This window comes from Streptomyces sp. NPDC032745 (genome assembly GCF_055579465.1).
Genome location: NZ_JBVING010000016.1, coordinates 1 through 16,151, shown reverse-complemented (window position 1 = coordinate 16,151; position 16,151 = coordinate 1). Strand labels below are relative to the sequence as shown.

At 72.8% G+C, this 16,151-nt stretch carries 16 protein-coding genes; 13 read left to right on the top strand and 3 right to left on the bottom strand.

The features are described from left to right. Positions 1–76 precede the first annotated feature (76 nt). A complete protein-coding gene (locus ACZ5WG_RS32090; protein ID WP_468727806.1) occupies positions 77–1,999 on the top strand; it encodes a peroxidase family protein in 1,923 nt (640 codons plus the stop codon). Further along, complete coding sequence (locus tag ACZ5WG_RS32085; RefSeq protein ID WP_468727805.1) at positions 1,996–2,247, top strand: hypothetical protein; 252 nt, start codon at positions 1,996–1,998, stop codon at positions 2,245–2,247. Before ACZ5WG_RS32090 ends, ACZ5WG_RS32085 begins: the two co-directional genes overlap by 4 nt. Positions 2,248–2,290: 43 nt before the next feature. On the opposite strand, the gene ACZ5WG_RS32080 is transcribed toward ACZ5WG_RS32085, so the two are convergent. Further along, positions 2,291–2,710 (bottom strand): ArsR/SmtB family transcription factor, encoded by a 420-nt coding sequence (locus tag ACZ5WG_RS32080; RefSeq protein ID WP_468727803.1) that lies wholly within the window; start codon positions 2,708–2,710, stop codon positions 2,291–2,293. A 70-nt stretch (positions 2,711–2,780) separates the two neighbouring features. Between ACZ5WG_RS32080 and ACZ5WG_RS32075 the strand changes: the two genes are divergently transcribed. The 6 genes from ACZ5WG_RS32075 (at position 2,781) to ACZ5WG_RS32050 (ending at position 10,596) form a co-directional block, all read left to right on the top strand. Beyond that, positions 2,781–3,809, top strand: a complete 1,029-nt coding sequence (locus ACZ5WG_RS32075; protein WP_468727802.1) for a cation diffusion facilitator family transporter — start codon at positions 2,781–2,783, stop codon at positions 3,807–3,809. A 112-nt stretch (positions 3,810–3,921) separates the two neighbouring features. After that, positions 3,922–4,278, top strand: coding sequence for a VOC family protein (locus tag ACZ5WG_RS32070; protein ID WP_468727801.1), 357 nt, complete (start codon positions 3,922–3,924; stop codon positions 4,276–4,278). A 174-nt stretch (positions 4,279–4,452) separates the two neighbouring features. Further along, positions 4,453–6,858 (top strand): ATP-binding cassette domain-containing protein, encoded by a 2,406-nt coding sequence (locus tag ACZ5WG_RS32065; protein ID WP_468727800.1) that lies wholly within the window; start codon positions 4,453–4,455, stop codon positions 6,856–6,858. A 245-nt stretch (positions 6,859–7,103) separates the two neighbouring features. Next, a complete protein-coding gene (locus ACZ5WG_RS32060; RefSeq protein ID WP_468727799.1) occupies positions 7,104–7,466 on the top strand; it encodes an SAV_915 family protein in 363 nt (120 codons plus the stop codon). 14 nt (positions 7,467–7,480) lie between these two features. Then, a complete protein-coding gene (gene lysA / locus ACZ5WG_RS32055) occupies positions 7,481–8,815 on the top strand; it encodes a diaminopimelate decarboxylase (protein ID WP_468727798.1) in 1,335 nt (444 codons plus the stop codon). A 137-nt stretch (positions 8,816–8,952) separates the two neighbouring features. Further along, positions 8,953–10,596, top strand: coding sequence for an FAD-dependent monooxygenase (locus ACZ5WG_RS32050; RefSeq protein ID WP_468727796.1), 1,644 nt, complete (start codon positions 8,953–8,955; stop codon positions 10,594–10,596). On the opposite strand, the gene ACZ5WG_RS32045 is transcribed toward ACZ5WG_RS32050, so the two are convergent. After that, entirely contained in the window at positions 10,521–11,267 is a 747-nt protein-coding gene (locus ACZ5WG_RS32045) for a DUF4386 domain-containing protein (protein ID WP_468727795.1), read from the bottom strand. The genes ACZ5WG_RS32050 and ACZ5WG_RS32045 overlap by 76 nt on opposite strands. A 121-nt stretch (positions 11,268–11,388) precedes the next feature. Here ACZ5WG_RS32045 and ACZ5WG_RS32040 point away from each other — a divergent pair, with 121 nt between their 5' ends. After that, a complete protein-coding gene (locus ACZ5WG_RS32040; protein WP_468727794.1) occupies positions 11,389–12,111 on the top strand; it encodes a TetR/AcrR family transcriptional regulator C-terminal domain-containing protein in 723 nt (240 codons plus the stop codon). Between the two features lie 9 nt (positions 12,112–12,120). Continuing rightward, the gene (locus tag ACZ5WG_RS32035) at positions 12,121–12,741 is read left to right on the top strand and encodes an L-threonylcarbamoyladenylate synthase (protein ID WP_468727792.1); all 621 of its coding nucleotides are present in this window, start codon (positions 12,121–12,123) and stop codon (positions 12,739–12,741) included. A gap of 30 nt (positions 12,742–12,771) precedes the next feature. Here the strand turns inward: ACZ5WG_RS32035 and ACZ5WG_RS32030 are convergent, their stop codons facing one another. Beyond that, complete coding sequence (locus tag ACZ5WG_RS32030) at positions 12,772–13,197, bottom strand: guanyl-specific ribonuclease (RefSeq protein WP_468727791.1); 426 nt, start codon at positions 13,195–13,197, stop codon at positions 12,772–12,774. A 190-nt stretch (positions 13,198–13,387) separates the two neighbouring features. On the opposite strand from ACZ5WG_RS32030, the gene ACZ5WG_RS32025 reads away from it, so the two are divergent. The 3 genes from ACZ5WG_RS32025 to ACZ5WG_RS32015 all read left to right on the top strand — a co-directional run bounded on the left by ACZ5WG_RS32025 (position 13,388) and on the right by ACZ5WG_RS32015 (position 16,054). After that, entirely contained in the window at positions 13,388–14,053 is a 666-nt protein-coding gene (locus ACZ5WG_RS32025; RefSeq protein WP_468727790.1) for a maltokinase N-terminal cap-like domain-containing protein, read from the top strand. A gap of 72 nt (positions 14,054–14,125) precedes the next feature. Further along, entirely contained in the window at positions 14,126–14,353 is a 228-nt protein-coding gene (locus ACZ5WG_RS32020) for a DUF6296 family protein (RefSeq protein ID WP_468727789.1), read from the top strand. Between the two features lie 294 nt (positions 14,354–14,647). After that, positions 14,648–16,054, top strand: a complete 1,407-nt coding sequence (locus ACZ5WG_RS32015; RefSeq protein ID WP_468727788.1) for a L,D-transpeptidase — start codon at positions 14,648–14,650, stop codon at positions 16,052–16,054. The last annotated feature ends 97 nt before the right edge of the window (positions 16,055–16,151 follow it).

Below are 16,151 nucleotides of genomic sequence, written 5' to 3'. Positions count from 1 at the left end.
CGCCGACCCTGTCCTCGCACCCCCGCCCACCCACCCCTGCCCGCCCATCCCCGTCCGCCGACCGCTGAGGAACACCATGACCGACTCCACCTCCACCGAGCAGACCGCGGCCCCGCGCGAGGGGACCCCGGCGGCCCCGGCCGCCGACCCGGGCGTCCCCGCGCAGGCCGCCCGCCCCGGCCAGGTTCCCGCGTACGGCCCGCCCGGGCTCCTCGAACGCCTCGGCTCGGCCGCCTTCGCCCGTGTCAACCGCACCCGCGAATGGCACGAACTGCCGCTCCCCCTCGGGCTGCTGAACCTCCGGGTGCTCCGCGACGACCTGCGCCGCAAGAACCTGTACGACACGCACGACGCGGGCGGGGAGCGCCGGCGGCGTCCGACCCGGGCGCTCGCGCCCTACCGCTCGTACGACGGCTCGGGCTACGACCCGTACGACGAGGACATGGGCCGGGTCGGTACCCGGCTCGACCGCAACGCCCCGCTGCACCTGGTCTTCCCGGACTCCGACGAGGAGCTGATGTCGCCGAGCCCGCGCGAGATCAGCAGGCAGCTGCTGGCCCGCAAGGGGTTCGTTCCCGCGCCCACGCTCAACCTCCTGGCCGCCGCATGGATCCAGTTCGAGAACCACGGCTGGGCCAACCACGGGGACAACGAGGAGGCCGAGCCGTTCACCGTCCCGCTCGCCGAGGACGACGACTGGGCCGAGCACGGCGGCACCTGCCCGATGCGCGTGAACCGCACCCGCCCCGACCCGGTCGCCCACACCGCGGCCGATGCGCCGCCCACGTACGAGAACACCGTCACGCACTGGTGGGACGGCTCGCAGGTCTACGGCTCCGACGAGGCCCGCTGCCGGGCGCTGCGCACGGGCGAGCACGGTCGGCTGATCGTGGAGGACGGCCGGCTGCCCGCCGATCCGCGGCCCGGGAAGTCCTGCCTGGACTGGACCGGCATGAACAGCGACTACTGGACGGGCCTGTCGCTGCTGCACACGCTGTTCGCCAAGGAGCACAACGCGATCTGCGACTACCTGCGCGCCCACTACCCGACCTGGGACGACGAGCGGCTCTTCCACACCGCGCGGCTGGTCAACACCGCGCTCATGGCGAAGATCCACACGGTGGAGTGGACGCCGGGCATCCTCGACACCCCGGTGCTGCGGCACGCGATGGACGCCAACTGGTACGGGGTGCTGCCGCGCTGGGTGAGCCGGACGTACGGGCGGCTCGGCAAGGGCGAGATGCTCAGCGGGATCCTGGGCTCCCCGACCGACCACCACGCGGCGCCCTTCTCGATGACGGAGGAGTTCGTCTCCGCGTACCGGCTGCACCCGCTGATCCCCGACGAGCTGGCCGTCCGCGACCACCGTGCGGGCGCCGTGCGCGCGACCATCGGCTTCGACGAGATGCAGGGTGCCACCACCCGTACGGCGGTCGACGCATACGGCATGAGCGACCTGTTCTACAGCTTCGGCACCGCCCACCCCGGCGCCCTCGTCCTGCACAACCACCCGGACGCGCTGCGCAATCTGGCCCGGCTCACCGGCGAGCACATCGACCTGGGCACCGTCGACATCCTGCGCGACCGCGAGCGCGGGATCCCCCGCTACAACGCGTACCGGCAGATGCTGCGCAAGCGGCCGGTCACCTCCTTCGAGGAGCTGACGGGCGGGCACCCGGGCGACACGCCGCTGCTGAAGGAGCTGTACGAGGGGCGCCTGGACCGGGTGGACACGCTGGTCGGCAATCTCGCCGAACCGCGGCCGGCCGGCTTCGGCTTCAGCGACTCCCTCTTCCGGATCTTCATCCTGATGGCGAGCAGGCGGCTGAAGAGCGACCGCTTCTTCACCACCGACTACCGGCCGGAGGTGTACACGGCGGAGGGCCTGGAGTGGGTGGACCGGAACGGCATGGTGTCCGTACTCCTGCGCCACCACCCCGAACTGGCCCCGGCCCTCGACGGCGTGACCAACGCCTTCGCGCCCTGGAGGGCCCTGTGACCGCCGTTCCCGCGCCGCGCACGGAGCAGCAGCGGGACGAGCCCGCCGAGGGGCTGCGGGCCCACTCCGCGGCGCTGCTCCGGCACGCGGAACGGCTGCGGGCGGGGGCCGTCGCGCTGGACTGGAAGGGTCCGCAGGCCGAGGCCTTCCGGTGGCGGATCGAGGCCCTGGCCGACCGCTGCGCGACGGCGGCGGCCGGCCTGGCCCGGTCCGCGGAGCAACTGGACGCGGCCGCACGCACCCGCTGACGGCCGGGGCCCGGTTCGCTCCGCGAACCGGGCCGACGGCTGCTCACCGCTTCCGCGCCTCCTCCACCACCTCGTGCACGGCGTCCGCGACCAGCCGGGGCTGCTCGACTGCGATGCCGTGGCCACGGCGGTCGGGCCCGGCTGCGGCGAGCGCCTCGGCGACGAGGCGCCGCAGGTGGTCGTCGGTCAGGGCGTAGACCACGCGGCGGCCCTCCTTGCGGGTGGTCACCAGCCCCGACATCCGCAGCCGGGCCAGGTGCTGGCTGACGGCCGGCCGGGCCGCTCCCACCTCCGCGGCCAGGGTGCCGACATCGGCTTCGTCCGAGGCCAGGGCGTGCAGGAGGGCGAGGCGGGTGCGGTCGGCCAGCAGGCCCAGGATCTCGGCCGCGGCCTCGAAGGCCTGCGGGCCCGGTTCTTGCGGGTGCGAACCCTGCGCAGGTGATAGGTGCATGCGTGCGCTCATACGCACACAATAGGCGGGTGGGTCCTTGCGTCCACCCCTTCCTGTCGTCCTCGTCGAAAGCGAGCGCGCTGTGAGCCACCACCACGAGCACCACCACGGGTCGTTCCGGGCGCGGCTGCGGCACCGGCTCGCCCATTTCGCGCACGCGTTCACCCCGCACAGCCACGCGGCGTCCGACAAGGTCGACCCGGCGATGGAGACCTCCCGCCAGGGCATGCGCACGCTGTGGCTCTCCCTGGGCGTCCTGGGCCTGACCACGGCCGTCCAGGCCTGCGTCGTCGCCGCGTCCGGGTCGGTGGCCCTGCTCGGCGACACCGTCCACAACGCGGCCGACGCGCTGACCGCCGTACCCCTCGGCATCGCCTTCCTCCTCGGCCGGCGCGCGGCGAACCGCCGCTACACCTACGGCTACGGGCGGGCCGAGGACCTGGCCGGCATCGTCGTCGTCCTCACCATCGCCGCCTCCTGCGCCCTGACCGCCTACCAGGCCGTGGACCGCCTCCTGCACCCCCGCGAGATCACCGGGCTGTGGGCCGTCGCGGGCGCCGCGGTGGCCGGTTTCCTCGGCAACGAGTGGGTGGCCCGGCTGCGGATCCGCACCGGCCGCCGGATCGGTTCCGCAGCGCTCGTCGCCGACGGGCTGCACGCCCGGACCGACGGGTTCACCTCACTCGCCGTCCTGCTCGGCGCGGGCGGCGCCGCGATCGGCTGGCAGAGCGCCGACCCGATCGTCGGCCTGCTGATCGCCGCGGCCATCCTCGTGGTGGTGCGGGATGCCGCGCGCGAGGTCTGCCGGCGCCTGATGGACTCGGTCGATCCGGCCCTGGTCGACACCGCGCACGACGCGCTGCTCGGCGTGACCGGAGTACGGGGCACCGGGCAGGTCCGCATGCGGTGGATCGGGCACGCGCTGCGCGCCGAGGCCGACATCGTCGTCGACCCGCACCTCACGGTGGTGCAGGCACACGCCCTGGCCGTCGAAGCCGAGCACGCGCTCATCCACGCGGTTCCCCGGCTGACCGCCGCCACCGTGCACATCGACCACACCGCCGACCACGGCGATCCGCACGCGGCCCTGGCGCACCACGGCGGCCGGTGAGGAACGGGCGGCCGACCGGTCAGGATTCGAGAAGCGCGGGCCCGGCGGCCGCGGCTAGCGTGGCCGTCACGGACGTCACCTTCCCCCGACCCCCGCGACTCCAGGAGCGACCATGACCGGCTCTTCCACCCAGGGAATCAAGACCGTGCTGCATCCCGTCTCCGACCTGGCGAAGGCCAAGGCGGTCTACGCCGCACTGCTCGGCGTGGAGCCGCAGGCCGACTCGCCGTACTACGTCGGCTTCGAGGCCGAGGGCCAGCACATCGGACTGGTGCCGGGCGGCGGACCGCAGGGCATGACCTCGCCGGTGGCCTACTGGCACGTGCCGGACATCGAGGCGAAGCTCGCCGAGGTGACCGCCGCGGGCGCCACCGTGAAGGAGCCCGCGCACGACGTCGGCGGCGGCCGCCTGGTGGCCACCTTCACCGACCCCGACGGCAACGTACTCGGGCTGCTCCAGGACCGCTGAGGACCGCAGGTCCTGCGACGCCCCGGCCGGGCGCACCACGGGGCCGGGGCGTCGGCGGCCGTACGGGCCGAAGCGCAGAAGGACCGGACGCACGGGCCGGAAGCTGGTTGGATCGAGCCGGGCGACGACGACGGGGACCGCGAAGACGGCCCCCGCTGAGCAGATGGAGACACGATGGGCAAGGCCACGGGGACGGACGCGCAGTCGCCTGCGCTGCACGGTGCCGACAGCCACGACCTGATCCGCGTGCACGGCGCGCGCGAGAACAACCTCAAGGACGTCAGCATCGAGATCCCGAAGCGCCGCCTCACGGTGTTCACCGGCGTCTCCGGCTCGGGCAAGAGCTCCCTGGTCTTCGACACGATCGCCGCGGAGTCGCAGCGGCTGATCAACGAGACCTACAGCGCCTTCGTACAGGGCTTCATGCCGACGCTGGCACGGCCCGAGGTCGACGTCCTCGAAGGACTGACGACCGCGATCATCGTCGACCAGCAGCGGATGGGCGCCGACCCGCGCTCCACCGTCGGCACCGCCACGGACGCCAACGCGATGCTGCGCATCCTCTTCAGCCGGCTCGGCAGCCCGCACATCGGCCCGCCCAGCGCGTACGCCTTCAACGTCCCCTCGGTACGGGCGAGCGGTGCGATCACCGTGGAGCGCGGCACCAAGCAGACGGTGAAGGCGACCTTCAACCGCACCGGCGGCATGTGCACCCGCTGCGAGGGCCGCGGTTCGGTCTCGGACATCGACCTCACCCAGCTGTACGACGACTCCAAGTCGCTCTCCGAGGGAGCGTTCACGATCCCCGGCTGGAAGTCGGACAGCCAGTGGACCGTACAGGTGTACGCCCAGTCCGGTTTCGTCGACCCGGACAAGCCGATCCGCAAGTACACCAAGAAGGAGATGCAGGCCTTCCTGTACGGCGAGCCGGTCAAGGTGAAGGTCAACGGCGTCAACCTCACCTACGAGGGGCTGATCCCCAAGCTGCAGAAGTCGTTCCTGTCCAAGGACAAGGAGGCGATGCAGCCGCACATCCGGGCGTTCGTGGAGCGTGCGGTCACCTTCACCACCTGTCCCGAGTGCGAAGGCACCCGGCTCAGCGAGGGGGCCAGGTCCTCGAAGATCAAGCTGATCAGCATCGCCGACGCCTGCGCGATGCAGATCAGCGACCTGGCCGAATGGGTCCGCGGCCTCGACGAGCCGTCGGTGGCGCCCCTGCTCGACGCGCTCCGGCAGACCCTCGATTCGTTCGTGGAGATCGGGCTCGGCTACCTGGCACTCGACCGGCCGGCGGGCACGCTGTCCGGCGGTGAGGCGCAGCGCGTCAAGATGATCCGCCACCTCGGGTCCTCGCTCACCGACGTCACCTACGTGTTCGACGAGCCCACGGCGGGCCTGCACCCCCACGACATCCAGCGGATGAACGACCTGCTGCTGCGGCTGCGCGACAAGGGCAACACGGTGCTCGTCGTGGAGCACAAGCCGGAGATGATCGCGATCGCCGACCACGTCGTCGACCTCGGCCCCGGTGCGGGCCAAGCGGGCGGCGCCGTCTGCTTCGAGGGCACCGTCGACGGGCTGCGGGCCGGCGGGACCCTCACCGGCCGCCATCTCGACGACCGGGCGGCCGTCAAGGAGAAGGTGCGTACGGCGACCGGCACGCTGGAGATCCGCGGTGCAACGGCGAACAACCTGCAGGACGTCGACGTCGACATCCCGCTCGGCGTGCTGGCCGTCGTGACCGGTGTCGCCGGCTCCGGCAAGAGCTCGCTCGTCCACGGGTCACTGCCCGGAAGATCGGGGCCGGCGGGCGAGGAGGTGGTGTCGATCGACCAGACCGCGATCCGCGGCTCGCGGCGGAGCAACCCGGCCACGTACACGGGACTGCTCGAGCCGATCCGCAAGGCCTTCGCGAAGGTCAACGGCGTGAAGCCGGCTCTGTTCAGCGCCAACTCCGAGGGCGCCTGCCCCACGTGCAACGGCGCGGGTGTCATCTACACCGACCTGGCCATGATGGCCGGGGTCGCCACCCCGTGCGAGGAGTGCGAAGGGAAGCGGTACCAGGCATCGGTGCTGGAGTACCACCTCGGCGGCCGCGACATCAGCGAGGTGCTCGCGATGTCGGTGAGCGAGGCCGAGGAGTTCTTCGGCGCCGGCGAGGCGCACACCCCGGCCGCGCACCGGATCCTGGGCAGGCTCGCCGACGTCGGGCTCGGCTACCTCAGCCTCGGCCAGCCGCTCACCACCCTGTCCGGCGGCGAGCGGCAACGGCTCAAGCTGGCCACCCACATGTCCGACAAGGGCGGTGTCTACGTCCTCGACGAGCCGACCAACGGCCTGCACCTCGCCGACGTCGAGCAGCTGCTCGGCCTGCTCGACCGGCTGGTCGACTCCGGCAAGTCGGTCATCGTCGTCGAGCACCACCAGGCGGTCATGGCGCACGCCGACTGGATCATCGACCTCGGCCCCGGCGCCGGCCACGACGGCGGCAAGATCGTCTTCGAGGGCACACCCGCCGACCTCGTCACCGCCCGCTCCACCCTCACGGGCGAACACCTCGCGGCCTACGTCGGCGCCTGACCGGGGCACGCATCGGCCGCCCGGCCGGCCCGGCTCGGAGGGCCCGAACCCTGACGGGATCTCCGATGCCGCGGCCCGGCGCGCGTCAGCGGCGTGTATGGACTCGGCCGTTCTCCGTCAAAGTGGCGTCAGGGAGGGGCGCGAAGGGCGGGCGGGCGGGGATAGCTTCGGTGTCGCGCCCCGGACTGCCTCCCCGCACTCGGGGCGTCACCCGTCACTGCTTGCGGTTCCTCAGGGAGGGCCCCATGTGTCTGTTCCGGTACGAAGACGATCCCGAGCCCGAGGAACGGGTCCCGGCCGGGCTTCTGTACGTGCCCGTCCGGCCGGGAAGAGGAGCGGAGGCGGTGATCCGGCTGTTCCGTACCCCGCTGGGCGCCCGTACGGCCGTCGGTTTCACCAGCACGGGCCGGCTGGCCGCCACCCTCGGCGAGGGCCAGCGCCACATCCGGCTCTCGGAGGCGCTGCTGCGCGAGCTGTGCGAACCGCTCGGCGCTGACCTGATCACCATCGACCCGACGCTGTCGGCTGCGCCGGCCACTGCGACGCCCGCTCCGGCGGCCGGGGCCGCGCCACTCCAGCCGGGCCGGCTCCCGGTCCAGGCCGTCTGAGGGGGGAGAGTTCCATGACCACTGCCACACTGTCCGAGATCGCCGCGGGCGCCGACGAGCTGTCCGTCTGGCCGGCGTCCACGACCCGGCTCCCGCACGGCGGCATCGCCGTCGGCGGGGTCTCGCTGACCGAGATCGCCGACCGCTTCGACACCCCGGCCTACGTACTGGACGAAGGCGAGGTACGAGCCCGCTGCCGGACCTACCGCGACGCCTTCCCCGACGCCGAAGTCCTCTACGCCGCCAAGGCCTTCCTCTCCCGCGCGATGGCCCACCGCATCGCCGAGGAAGGCCTCGGACTCGACGTCTGCTCCGCCGGCGAACTCGAACTCGCCGTCACCGCCGGCTTCCCGCCGGAGCGCATCCTCCTGCACGGCAACGCCAAATCACCCCGCGACATCGACACCGCGCTGCGCCTCGGCGTGGGCCGGATCGTCATCGACAGCCCCTCCGAGATCGCCCGCCTCGCCGCCGCCGTCGGCCCGACCGGGCAGCAGAAAGTCCTGGTCCGCGTCGTCCCCGGCATCTCGGCCGGCGGCCACGAGAAGATCCGCACCGGCACCGACGGCCAGAAGTTCGGCCTCTCCCTCACCGACGGATCCGCCCAGCACGCCATCACCCGCATCCTCGGCCAGCCATCACTCGAACTCGTGGGCCTGCACTGCCACATCGGCTCCCAGATCACCGACGTCAAACCGTACGTCTGCGCCCTGCGCCGCATGGTGGGCCTCATGGCCCGCATCCACGACACCCACGGCATCATGCTCCCCGAGCTCGACATGGGCGGCGGCCACGGCATCGCCTACCGCCCGGGAGAGCCCGCACTCGACCTCACCACCCTCGCCCGCCGCCTGCGCACCGAGCTCATCGAAAGCTGCGCCGCAGCCGGACTCACCGTCCCGCGGCTCGCCATCGAACCCGGCCGCGCCATCGCCGGCCCGGCCGCAGTGGCCCTCTACCGCGTCCTCGCCGTCAAACGCACCGGAGAACGGACATTCGTCGCCGTCGACGGCGGCATGAGCGACAACCCCCGCCCCGCCCTCTACGGGGCCCGCTACGCACCCCGCCTCATCGGGCGCCACTCCACCGCCGAACCCCACACCGCCACCGTGGTCGGCCGCCACTGCGAAGCGGGGGACATCCTCGCCGGCGACGTCGAACTCCCCGGCGACATCCACCCCGGAGACCTCCTCGCCGTCCCCGTGGCCGGCGCCTACCAGCTGTCCATGGCCTCCGGCTACAACATGGTCGGCCGCCCCCCGGTCGTCGCGGTCGACAACGGCACCGCCCGCATCCTCGTACGACGGGAAACGCTCGACGACTTCCGCCGCCGCGACATCGGCGACTGAGCGGCGGATACCGGTACGCCGCCCTACGACGCCGGAGCGGTCTCGGGGAAGGCCGCTCCTTCGCACCGATCGCCGGGATAGGGCCCCCGGGCCACCATGGAGGGAGATCCGTACGGGGACCCGCCCGGGAGGCGCCGATGGTGCACACCGATGGAGCAGCTGCGGACGTCCTGGTGGCAGGCGCCGGCCCGGTCGGGCTGACGGCGGCCGCCGAGCTGCGGCGGCGCGGGATCGCCTGCCGCATCATCGACCGGCTCCCGGCGAGGCTGCCGTACGCGAAGGCGGTCGGGATCCAGCCGCGGACCCTGGAGATCTGGGACCGGATGGGCTTCGTCCAGGCCGCCCTCGAGGCTGCCGTCCCGATGCGCGGGCAGCTGACGTACGTGAACGGCGTGGAGCAGCCCCGGCTGGACCTGGTGCTGCCGCCCGAGGTCCCGTACCGCTTCGCCGCGCTGCCGCAGTACGAGACCGAGCGGATCATCGAGGAGTTCCTGGGGCGCTTCGGGACGCGCATCGAGCGGGGCACCGAGCTGGTGTCGTTCGCCCAGGACGCGGACGGGGTGACCAGCCGGCTCACCACTCCCACCGGGGAGGAGGAGGTCCGGACCCGGTTCCTGGTGGGCTGCGACGGCGCGCACAGCATCGTCCGCAAGGGGCTCGGTCTGGCCTTCGAGGGAGGCGCCTTCCCCGAGGAGTACATGCTCGCCGACGTGGAGGTCGACTGGGACCTGCCGTACGCGTACGGGGTACGGGCCATGCACCACGATGCCGCGGGCACCGTGGACGACCTGCTGGTGTGCATCCCGCTGCCGGGCGACCGCCGCTACCGGGTGTCGATGATGGTGCCGCCCGGGCTCTCGGCCGCTCCGCCCGAGGGCGGGGACGGGGTGGTGCACGGCCTGGAGGGCAGCCGGGCTCCCGGACTCGGCCACATCCAGGCCGTCCTGGACCGGCTGTCTCCGCGGCCGACGACCGCGTCGGCCATGCGCTGGTCGTCCGTGTTCCGGATCAGCCACCGGCTGGTGGACCGGTACGGGGCCGGGCGGGTCTTCGTGGCGGGGGACGCGGCGCACATCCATCCGCCGACCGGAGCGCAGGGCATGAACACCGGGATCCAGGACGCCTGGAACCTGGCCTGGAAGCTGGCGCTGGCCGTGGAGGGCGCCGCGGCTCCGCGGCTGGTCGCGAGTTACGACGCCGAGCGCCGGCCGGTGGGCGAGGAGGTCGTCGGGCGTACCGTCCGGCACGCCGCCGAGGGCGTCCAGTCCGATCCGGAGGACGGGGAGACGCTGATGATGCGCCAGGCCCAGCTGCTCGTCGGCTACCGGGGCAGTCCCGTGGTGCAGCGGGCGGAGCCGGGCGCGGGCGCAGCTCCCGGGCCGCAGCCCGGCGACCGGGCACCGGACTGCGGCGGGCTCGCCGGGGAGCTCGCCGCCTATCCGCTGCGGCTGTACGACCTGCTGCGCGGCCGCGAGCACATGCTGCTGCTGTACGGGCCCGGCCCGGCGCTGGACGGCCTCGCCGAACTGACGTCCGCCGTGCGGGGTTTCGCCACCGGCCGGGTCGGGGTGTGCGCGATCCTCGCGGACACCGAACCCGGCCGGCCGGCTCCGGCCCTGGTGCCGGTGTACCGGGACGGCCGGGGCGAGTTCGCCCGGATGTACGGGGTGCGGGAGCCGGCGGCGTTCGTGGTCCGGCCGGACGGCTACCTCGGCGCCAGGCTGTGCCCGCCGACCGCTGCGGGGCTGCTCGCCCACTTCTCGGCGGTGTTCGGGGGCTGAGCGGGCCCGGTGAACCCCTTGGCGAGGAGCCGGACGGCCAGGGTCACTTCCCAGGCGAACACCGGGAGGGCGGCGAGCGATCCGGCGACGGAGACCTGTTCGTAGAGGCCGAACAGTACGGCGGTCGCCGAGGCGCAGATCATGGCGCCGCCGACCAGTCCCAGCACGGCGACGGGCCGCGGGACGAGCCGTGAGCGGTACATCAGGCCGGCCAGGACGAGGGTGTTGGCGCCCAGAAGGAAGTTGGGGCCGAAGAGGAACGTCCAGTCGTGGATCGCCACGAGGGTGCCGGCGGCCGTGACGAGGGACGGGGCATCGGCGCCCGCCGCTCCCGCCGAGTCCCTGCGCAGCGTCACCACCGACAGCACGCTGATGATGCCGACGACGATGACGGCGGCCTCCAGCAGGCGCCCGCAGACGTAGCCGAGTGCGGCGCCTTCGTTCTGTCTCCTGACGACCGGGTACAGGGCCACACCGGTACCGACGACCGCCAGTACGAGGACGAACTCGAACAGCGCCCCCAGGAACACCCGGCTGTCGGCGCCGGCGCCGAGGACGTAGTCGGTGTCGTGCAGCACGGGGCCGTAGAGCGCGAGCCCGCCGATCGCGGCGACCTCGGTGACGAGGAACAGCACACCCGTCACGACGGCGATTTTCCTGTTTGAGCTCATGCGGAACCGACCCCTCTCCTCAGGTGTACGGCGTACACCTGAGCCGTACGTTAGGTGTACGCCGTACACTCGTCAAGCCGGGAGTCCCGCCCGGGCACGGACCACGAGGGAGCCGATCGAGATGACCAGGCAGCCGGAGGCAGCGCCCCGCGCGCCCCTGAGCAGGGACCGGGTGCTGCGCGCCGCCGTCGCGCTGGCCGACGGCATCGGGATCGAGGCGCTGAGCATGCGCAGGCTCGCCCAGGAGCTGGGCGTGGTGCCGATGGCGCTCTACAAGCACGTCGCCAACAAGGAGCAGCTCCTGGACGGCATGGTGGAGACCGTGGTGGGCGAGATCGCCCCTGCGGCCCACGGATCCGACTGGCAGGGCGCGGTCCGGCAGCGGATCCTCTCGGCGCGGGCGGCCCTGCTCGGGCACCCGTGGGCGGCTCAGGTGATCCGGTCGCGCACCGGCCCGACCCCGGCGGTGCTCGCCTACATGGACTCGGTGATCGGGATGTTCCGCGCCGGCGGCTTCTCGCTGGATCTCACCCACCACGTGATGCACGCGCTGGGCAGCCGCATGCTGGGATTCACCCAGGAGCTGTTCGACGCCGCCCCGGGCCCCGGTCCGGAGGGGCGGGCGGCCATGCCCGCGGCGGCCGCGGCGGCCTACCCCCACGTCACGGAGCTGGCCATGGCCGCCGCCCACGACGGGGACTCCGTCGTGGGCGGCGGCTGTGACGATCAGTTCGAGTTCGAGTTCGCGCTGGATCTGCTCCTGGACGGCTTCGAACGCCTCCGGCAGCAGGGCTGGACATCGAGCGCCCGCCGCTCGCTCACCGGCGGTGGCCTGATCGCGTAGGCTCGGCCAATGGCCAAGTACTTCGACGTGCACCCCGAAAACCCTCAGCAGCGCACCATCGGCAGTGTCGCTGACAGCATCCGCTCCGGCGCGCTCGTCGCGTACCCCACGGACTCCTGCTACGCGCTGGGCTGCCAGCTGGGCAACCGTGACGGCCTCGCCCGGATCCGGTCCATCCGCAACCTCGACGACCGCCACCACTTCACGCTGGTGTGCCAGGACTTCGCCCAGCTGGGCCAGTTCGTACAGATCGACAACGACGTGTTCCGCGCGATCAAGGCGTCCACGCCGGGCAGTTACACCTTCATCCTCCCGGCCACGAAGGAAGTGCCGCGCCAGCTGCTGCACCCCAAGAAGAAGACGGTCGGCGTACGCATCCCCGACCACGCGGTGACCCAGGCCCTGCTCGCCGAGCTCGGCGAGCCGCTGCTGTCCAGCACCCTGCTCCTGCCCGACGAGCCGGAGCCGCTGACACAGGGCTGGGAGATCAAGGAGCGGCTCGACTACCTGGTCGACATCGTGGTCGACTCGGGTGACTGCGGAACCGAGCCGACCACCGTCATCGACTTCTCCGGCGGCGACGCCGAGATCGTACGCCGCGGAGCGGGCGACACCACGCGCTTCGAGTGACGCCGCCCGCAGGTCGTGCGGACGGGCCGGTCAGCAGCCGAAGTTGATGCGCCGGAACGTCGCGTAGTGGTCGGAGGTGTAGTAGTCCTCCTCCCACTGCTGTCCGGTGATGATCCGGCGCGCACCGCGGGTCGGCGAGCCGGGGGTGACGACGGTGTACTCGTGGTAGTAGCCGCTGCCGTGGATCGGCAGCAGCCGCTCACGGTTCTGGAAGACGATGCCGTCCTGGGAATAGGGGAACGGACCGCCCTCGTCGATGAGGTCGAGGGTGTTGTGCGCCTGGGACGGCAGCGCCGAGTAGCAGATGCTGCCGACCGATGCCGCGGAGGCGGCCGCGGCGACGGAGACGGGCGCGGAGGCGGGAGCGGGGGCCGCCGAGGCGGCCGGTCCGGTGAGGAGCGCGGCGGCGACTGCGGCGGCGCCGGCGAGGGCCACGAAGCGTGGGGGGATTCTCATGCGGCCCATGATGACGCGCGTAGAGCGGCCCCCGTCAACGCCAACTCCCTTGAGTTTCCTGCCTGTTCACCGAGGGTGTGCAGCCCTTGGTGCGGATGCCGCCGCAGCTTAAGGCGGACGCAACCTGAGGCACCGTGCGACGCCGAATGGCAGGATGATCACCAGTCGACATGGAGAGAGGTGCCGCACCATGGCCGTCGTCCACCGGACCACGCTGACCCCCGGCAAGCTGGAGCTGCTCGCTTCCTGGCTTCCCACTCAGCCCTGGTACCAGAGCCCGGACGCGGGAAGTGCGCCGCAGCCGGCCAGGGCCGGGGGCTTCCGGCTCGACGACCCGCAGGGCGAGGTGGGGATCGAGTTCATGGCGGTCACCGACGGTGCGGGAGACCGGCCGGTCACGTACCTCGTGCCCCTCACGTACCGCGGAGCCCCGCTCGACGGGGCGCAGGACGCCCTCATCGGCACCTCCGAGCACGGGGTTCTGGGGCGCCGGTGGATCTACGACGGGAGCCACGACCCGGTCCTCGTCGACCGGTTGTACGCGCTCGTGCTCGGCGAGGCAGAGGCGCAGGCCCAGAGCGAGAGCGACACACCCGACCCGTCCGTCACGGGCTGGTCCGCAGGGGCCGGCCACCCGGGGCCGCTCGCGGTCCTGGAGGTCTCCGCCGGGCCGGACACGTCCGATGTGCTCGTGCAGACCCCCTCCGGGAAGCTGACCATCAGCGTGCAGCGCGTCCTGCGGCCCGCACCGGCCGAGGCCGGCCCCGCCGGGCAGCTGCTGGGGCACGTCACCGCGGACTGGACGCTGCCGGACGGCGCGAAGGCCCGCGGCCGGTACGCCGTCGTCCGCGCGTAGGCGGCGCGCACCGGGCGCTGCGCGCATCATGGAGGTGGGGGACGCTCTTTCGCCCGGCAGAGGAGGGCGCGGATGAGTTCCGAGCGCTACGAGCTGGTGTTTTCCGAGGGACCGGACACGAGCGAGGACGTCGTCGTGGTGACGGCCACCGGCCAGGCCGGTCCGGGCGGCCACCCGGTCTACGCGGATGCGTCCGGCATCGTCCGGGCCGAGATCAGCGACCAGGAGGAGGTACGCGTCCTGGCCTCCGGCGGCGGCCAGAACCCGGCCCGCGTGGTACGGGTCCGGCCGCTGCCCTGAACACGCGCTCACGGCCGCACCGGCAAGTGGCGGCCGGACCGCCGACGTTGCCCGGTTGATCCGTTGCCCCGTTGCATCGTTGCGGCGTTGCCGCGTTGCTCCGTACGAGTTCTCTTGCGTGCCCGTTCGGTCGCACCCTCCGAGCGCATGATCATCATTTAGCCGCGCAATCGTTTTGATACTCCCATCGGGCCTTGGGCGAGCTGGGAGGGCTGCGTGGCGATGTCATCGACGCACCGTGCACAACAGGAGCGAAAGGCGAGACGGGCACGACGGATCAGGGCGTGGAGCGTGGTGGCCGCCGTGACCGGCGCCGTCCTCGTCGTCGTCGCGGCGCCGGACCGGGCGTCGGAGCAGGATGCCAAGGGGTCGGCGGAAGGCGGCCCCCACGCCTCCGTGACCCTGCTGGTCGGCCGGGCCCTGGACGAGGGTGACGGCGGCATCGCGGCGCGGTGCTCGGTGGAGGGCTTCCGGGACGGCCTGTGCACCGGCTGGCGGCAGCAGCGCGTACGGGCCACCGCCCGGGGCGCCGGGTCGGTGCTGCGGGGGCCCGCGTCCCGCGGGGCCGACGGGCCGGCGCGTCCGGTCGTCCTCCCCACGAACGCCGGTGGTCCGCTCGAGATCGCGCTCGCCGAGGCGGGGCAGCTCACCGATGTCACCGTCCGCGACGGGCACGGGCGCTACGTGGGCGGCGCACTCGCCCCCAAGAGCCGCCGCTGGACCAACACCGAGCCGCTGCGGGCCGGCGAGCTCTACACCGTACGGGTCGGTGCACAGGACGCGGCCGGGACGCCGGTCGGCGTCACCATGGCGTTCCGGACCGCGCCGCTCCCGGACGAGGGCAGGCTCACGGTGGAGTTCGGGCCGAGGCCCGGGACGTACGGCGCGGGGCAGATCGTGACGGCCGCCCTGAGCCGCCCGGTTCCCGCCACCGACCGGACCGCCCGGGGACGGGTGGAGCGGGCGCTCCAGGTGACCTCGGAGCCCGCGGTCGAGGGCGGTTGGCACTGGGTGGACGACTCGACGCTGCACTACCGGCCGCGTACGTACTGGCCGGCGCACGCCGAGGTGCGCGTGGCGAGCGGTCTCGACGGGGTCGAGGTCGGCGACCACGACTACGGCGGCCCCTCCGACTCCACGGAATTCACCATCGGGGACCGGATCGAGGCGGTCACCGACTCGGCCGCCCATGAGATGACCGTGCGCCGCAACGGCCGGGTCATCCGGACGATCGCGGTCACCACCGGCAAGGCGGGGTTCCGGACCCGCAGCGGCGTCAAGGTCGTGCTGGGCAAGGAGTACCAGGTCCGGATGCGCGGGGACACCGTCGGCATCAAGCGCGGCACGAGCGAGTTCTACGACCTGCCGGTGTTCTACGCGACGCGGGTGACCTGGAGCGGCGAGTACGTGCACGCCGCGCCCTGGTCGGTCGAGTCGCAGGGCGAGGAGAACGTGAGCCACGGCTGCACGGGCATGAGCACGGCGGACGCCGCCTGGTTCTTCCAGACCGTACGGGAGGGGGACATCGTGCAGGTGCTGAACAGCGGCGGCGAGCCGATGGCGCCCTTCGACAACGGCTTCGGCGACTGGAATCTGGACTGGCGGGCCTGGCGGGCGGGCAGCGCCCTCACCAACGTCCCGGCCGCCTCCGTCCCGGCGGTGTCCCGCCACGCCCCGTCCCGGCTGCGCCCCCTGACGTGAGCGCGCGACCAGGCCGTGGGGGGGGGGGGGGGGGGGGGGGGGGGGGGGGGGGGGGGGGGGGGGGGGGGGGGGGGGGGGGGGGGGGGGGGGGGAGGGA

What these genes read in the sequence shown, in the direction of transcription:
- ACZ5WG_RS32090 (WP_468727806.1), top strand. Translation starts at nt 77, where the DNA reads ATGACCGACTCCACCTCCACCGAGCAGACCGCGGCCCCGCGCGAGGGG.
- ACZ5WG_RS32080 (WP_468727803.1), bottom strand. Translation starts at nt 2,710, where the DNA reads ATGAGCGCACGCATGCACCTATCACCTGCGCAGGGTTCGCACCCGCAA.
- ACZ5WG_RS32070 (WP_468727801.1), top strand. Translation starts at nt 3,922, where the DNA reads ATGACCGGCTCTTCCACCCAGGGAATCAAGACCGTGCTGCATCCCGTC.
- ACZ5WG_RS32065 (WP_468727800.1), top strand. Translation starts at nt 4,453, where the DNA reads ATGGGCAAGGCCACGGGGACGGACGCGCAGTCGCCTGCGCTGCACGGT.
- ACZ5WG_RS32060 (WP_468727799.1), top strand. Translation starts at nt 7,104, where the DNA reads ATGTGTCTGTTCCGGTACGAAGACGATCCCGAGCCCGAGGAACGGGTC.
- lysA (WP_468727798.1), top strand. Translation starts at nt 7,481, where the DNA reads ATGACCACTGCCACACTGTCCGAGATCGCCGCGGGCGCCGACGAGCTG.
- ACZ5WG_RS32050 (WP_468727796.1), top strand. Translation starts at nt 8,953, where the DNA reads ATGGTGCACACCGATGGAGCAGCTGCGGACGTCCTGGTGGCAGGCGCC.
- ACZ5WG_RS32045 (WP_468727795.1), bottom strand. Translation starts at nt 11,267, where the DNA reads ATGAGCTCAAACAGGAAAATCGCCGTCGTGACGGGTGTGCTGTTCCTC.
- ACZ5WG_RS32040 (WP_468727794.1), top strand. Translation starts at nt 11,389, where the DNA reads ATGACCAGGCAGCCGGAGGCAGCGCCCCGCGCGCCCCTGAGCAGGGAC.
- ACZ5WG_RS32035 (WP_468727792.1), top strand. Translation starts at nt 12,121, where the DNA reads ATGGCCAAGTACTTCGACGTGCACCCCGAAAACCCTCAGCAGCGCACC.
- ACZ5WG_RS32030 (WP_468727791.1), bottom strand. Translation starts at nt 13,197, where the DNA reads ATGAGAATCCCCCCACGCTTCGTGGCCCTCGCCGGCGCCGCCGCAGTC.
- ACZ5WG_RS32025 (WP_468727790.1), top strand. Translation starts at nt 13,388, where the DNA reads ATGGCCGTCGTCCACCGGACCACGCTGACCCCCGGCAAGCTGGAGCTG.
- ACZ5WG_RS32020 (WP_468727789.1), top strand. Translation starts at nt 14,126, where the DNA reads ATGAGTTCCGAGCGCTACGAGCTGGTGTTTTCCGAGGGACCGGACACG.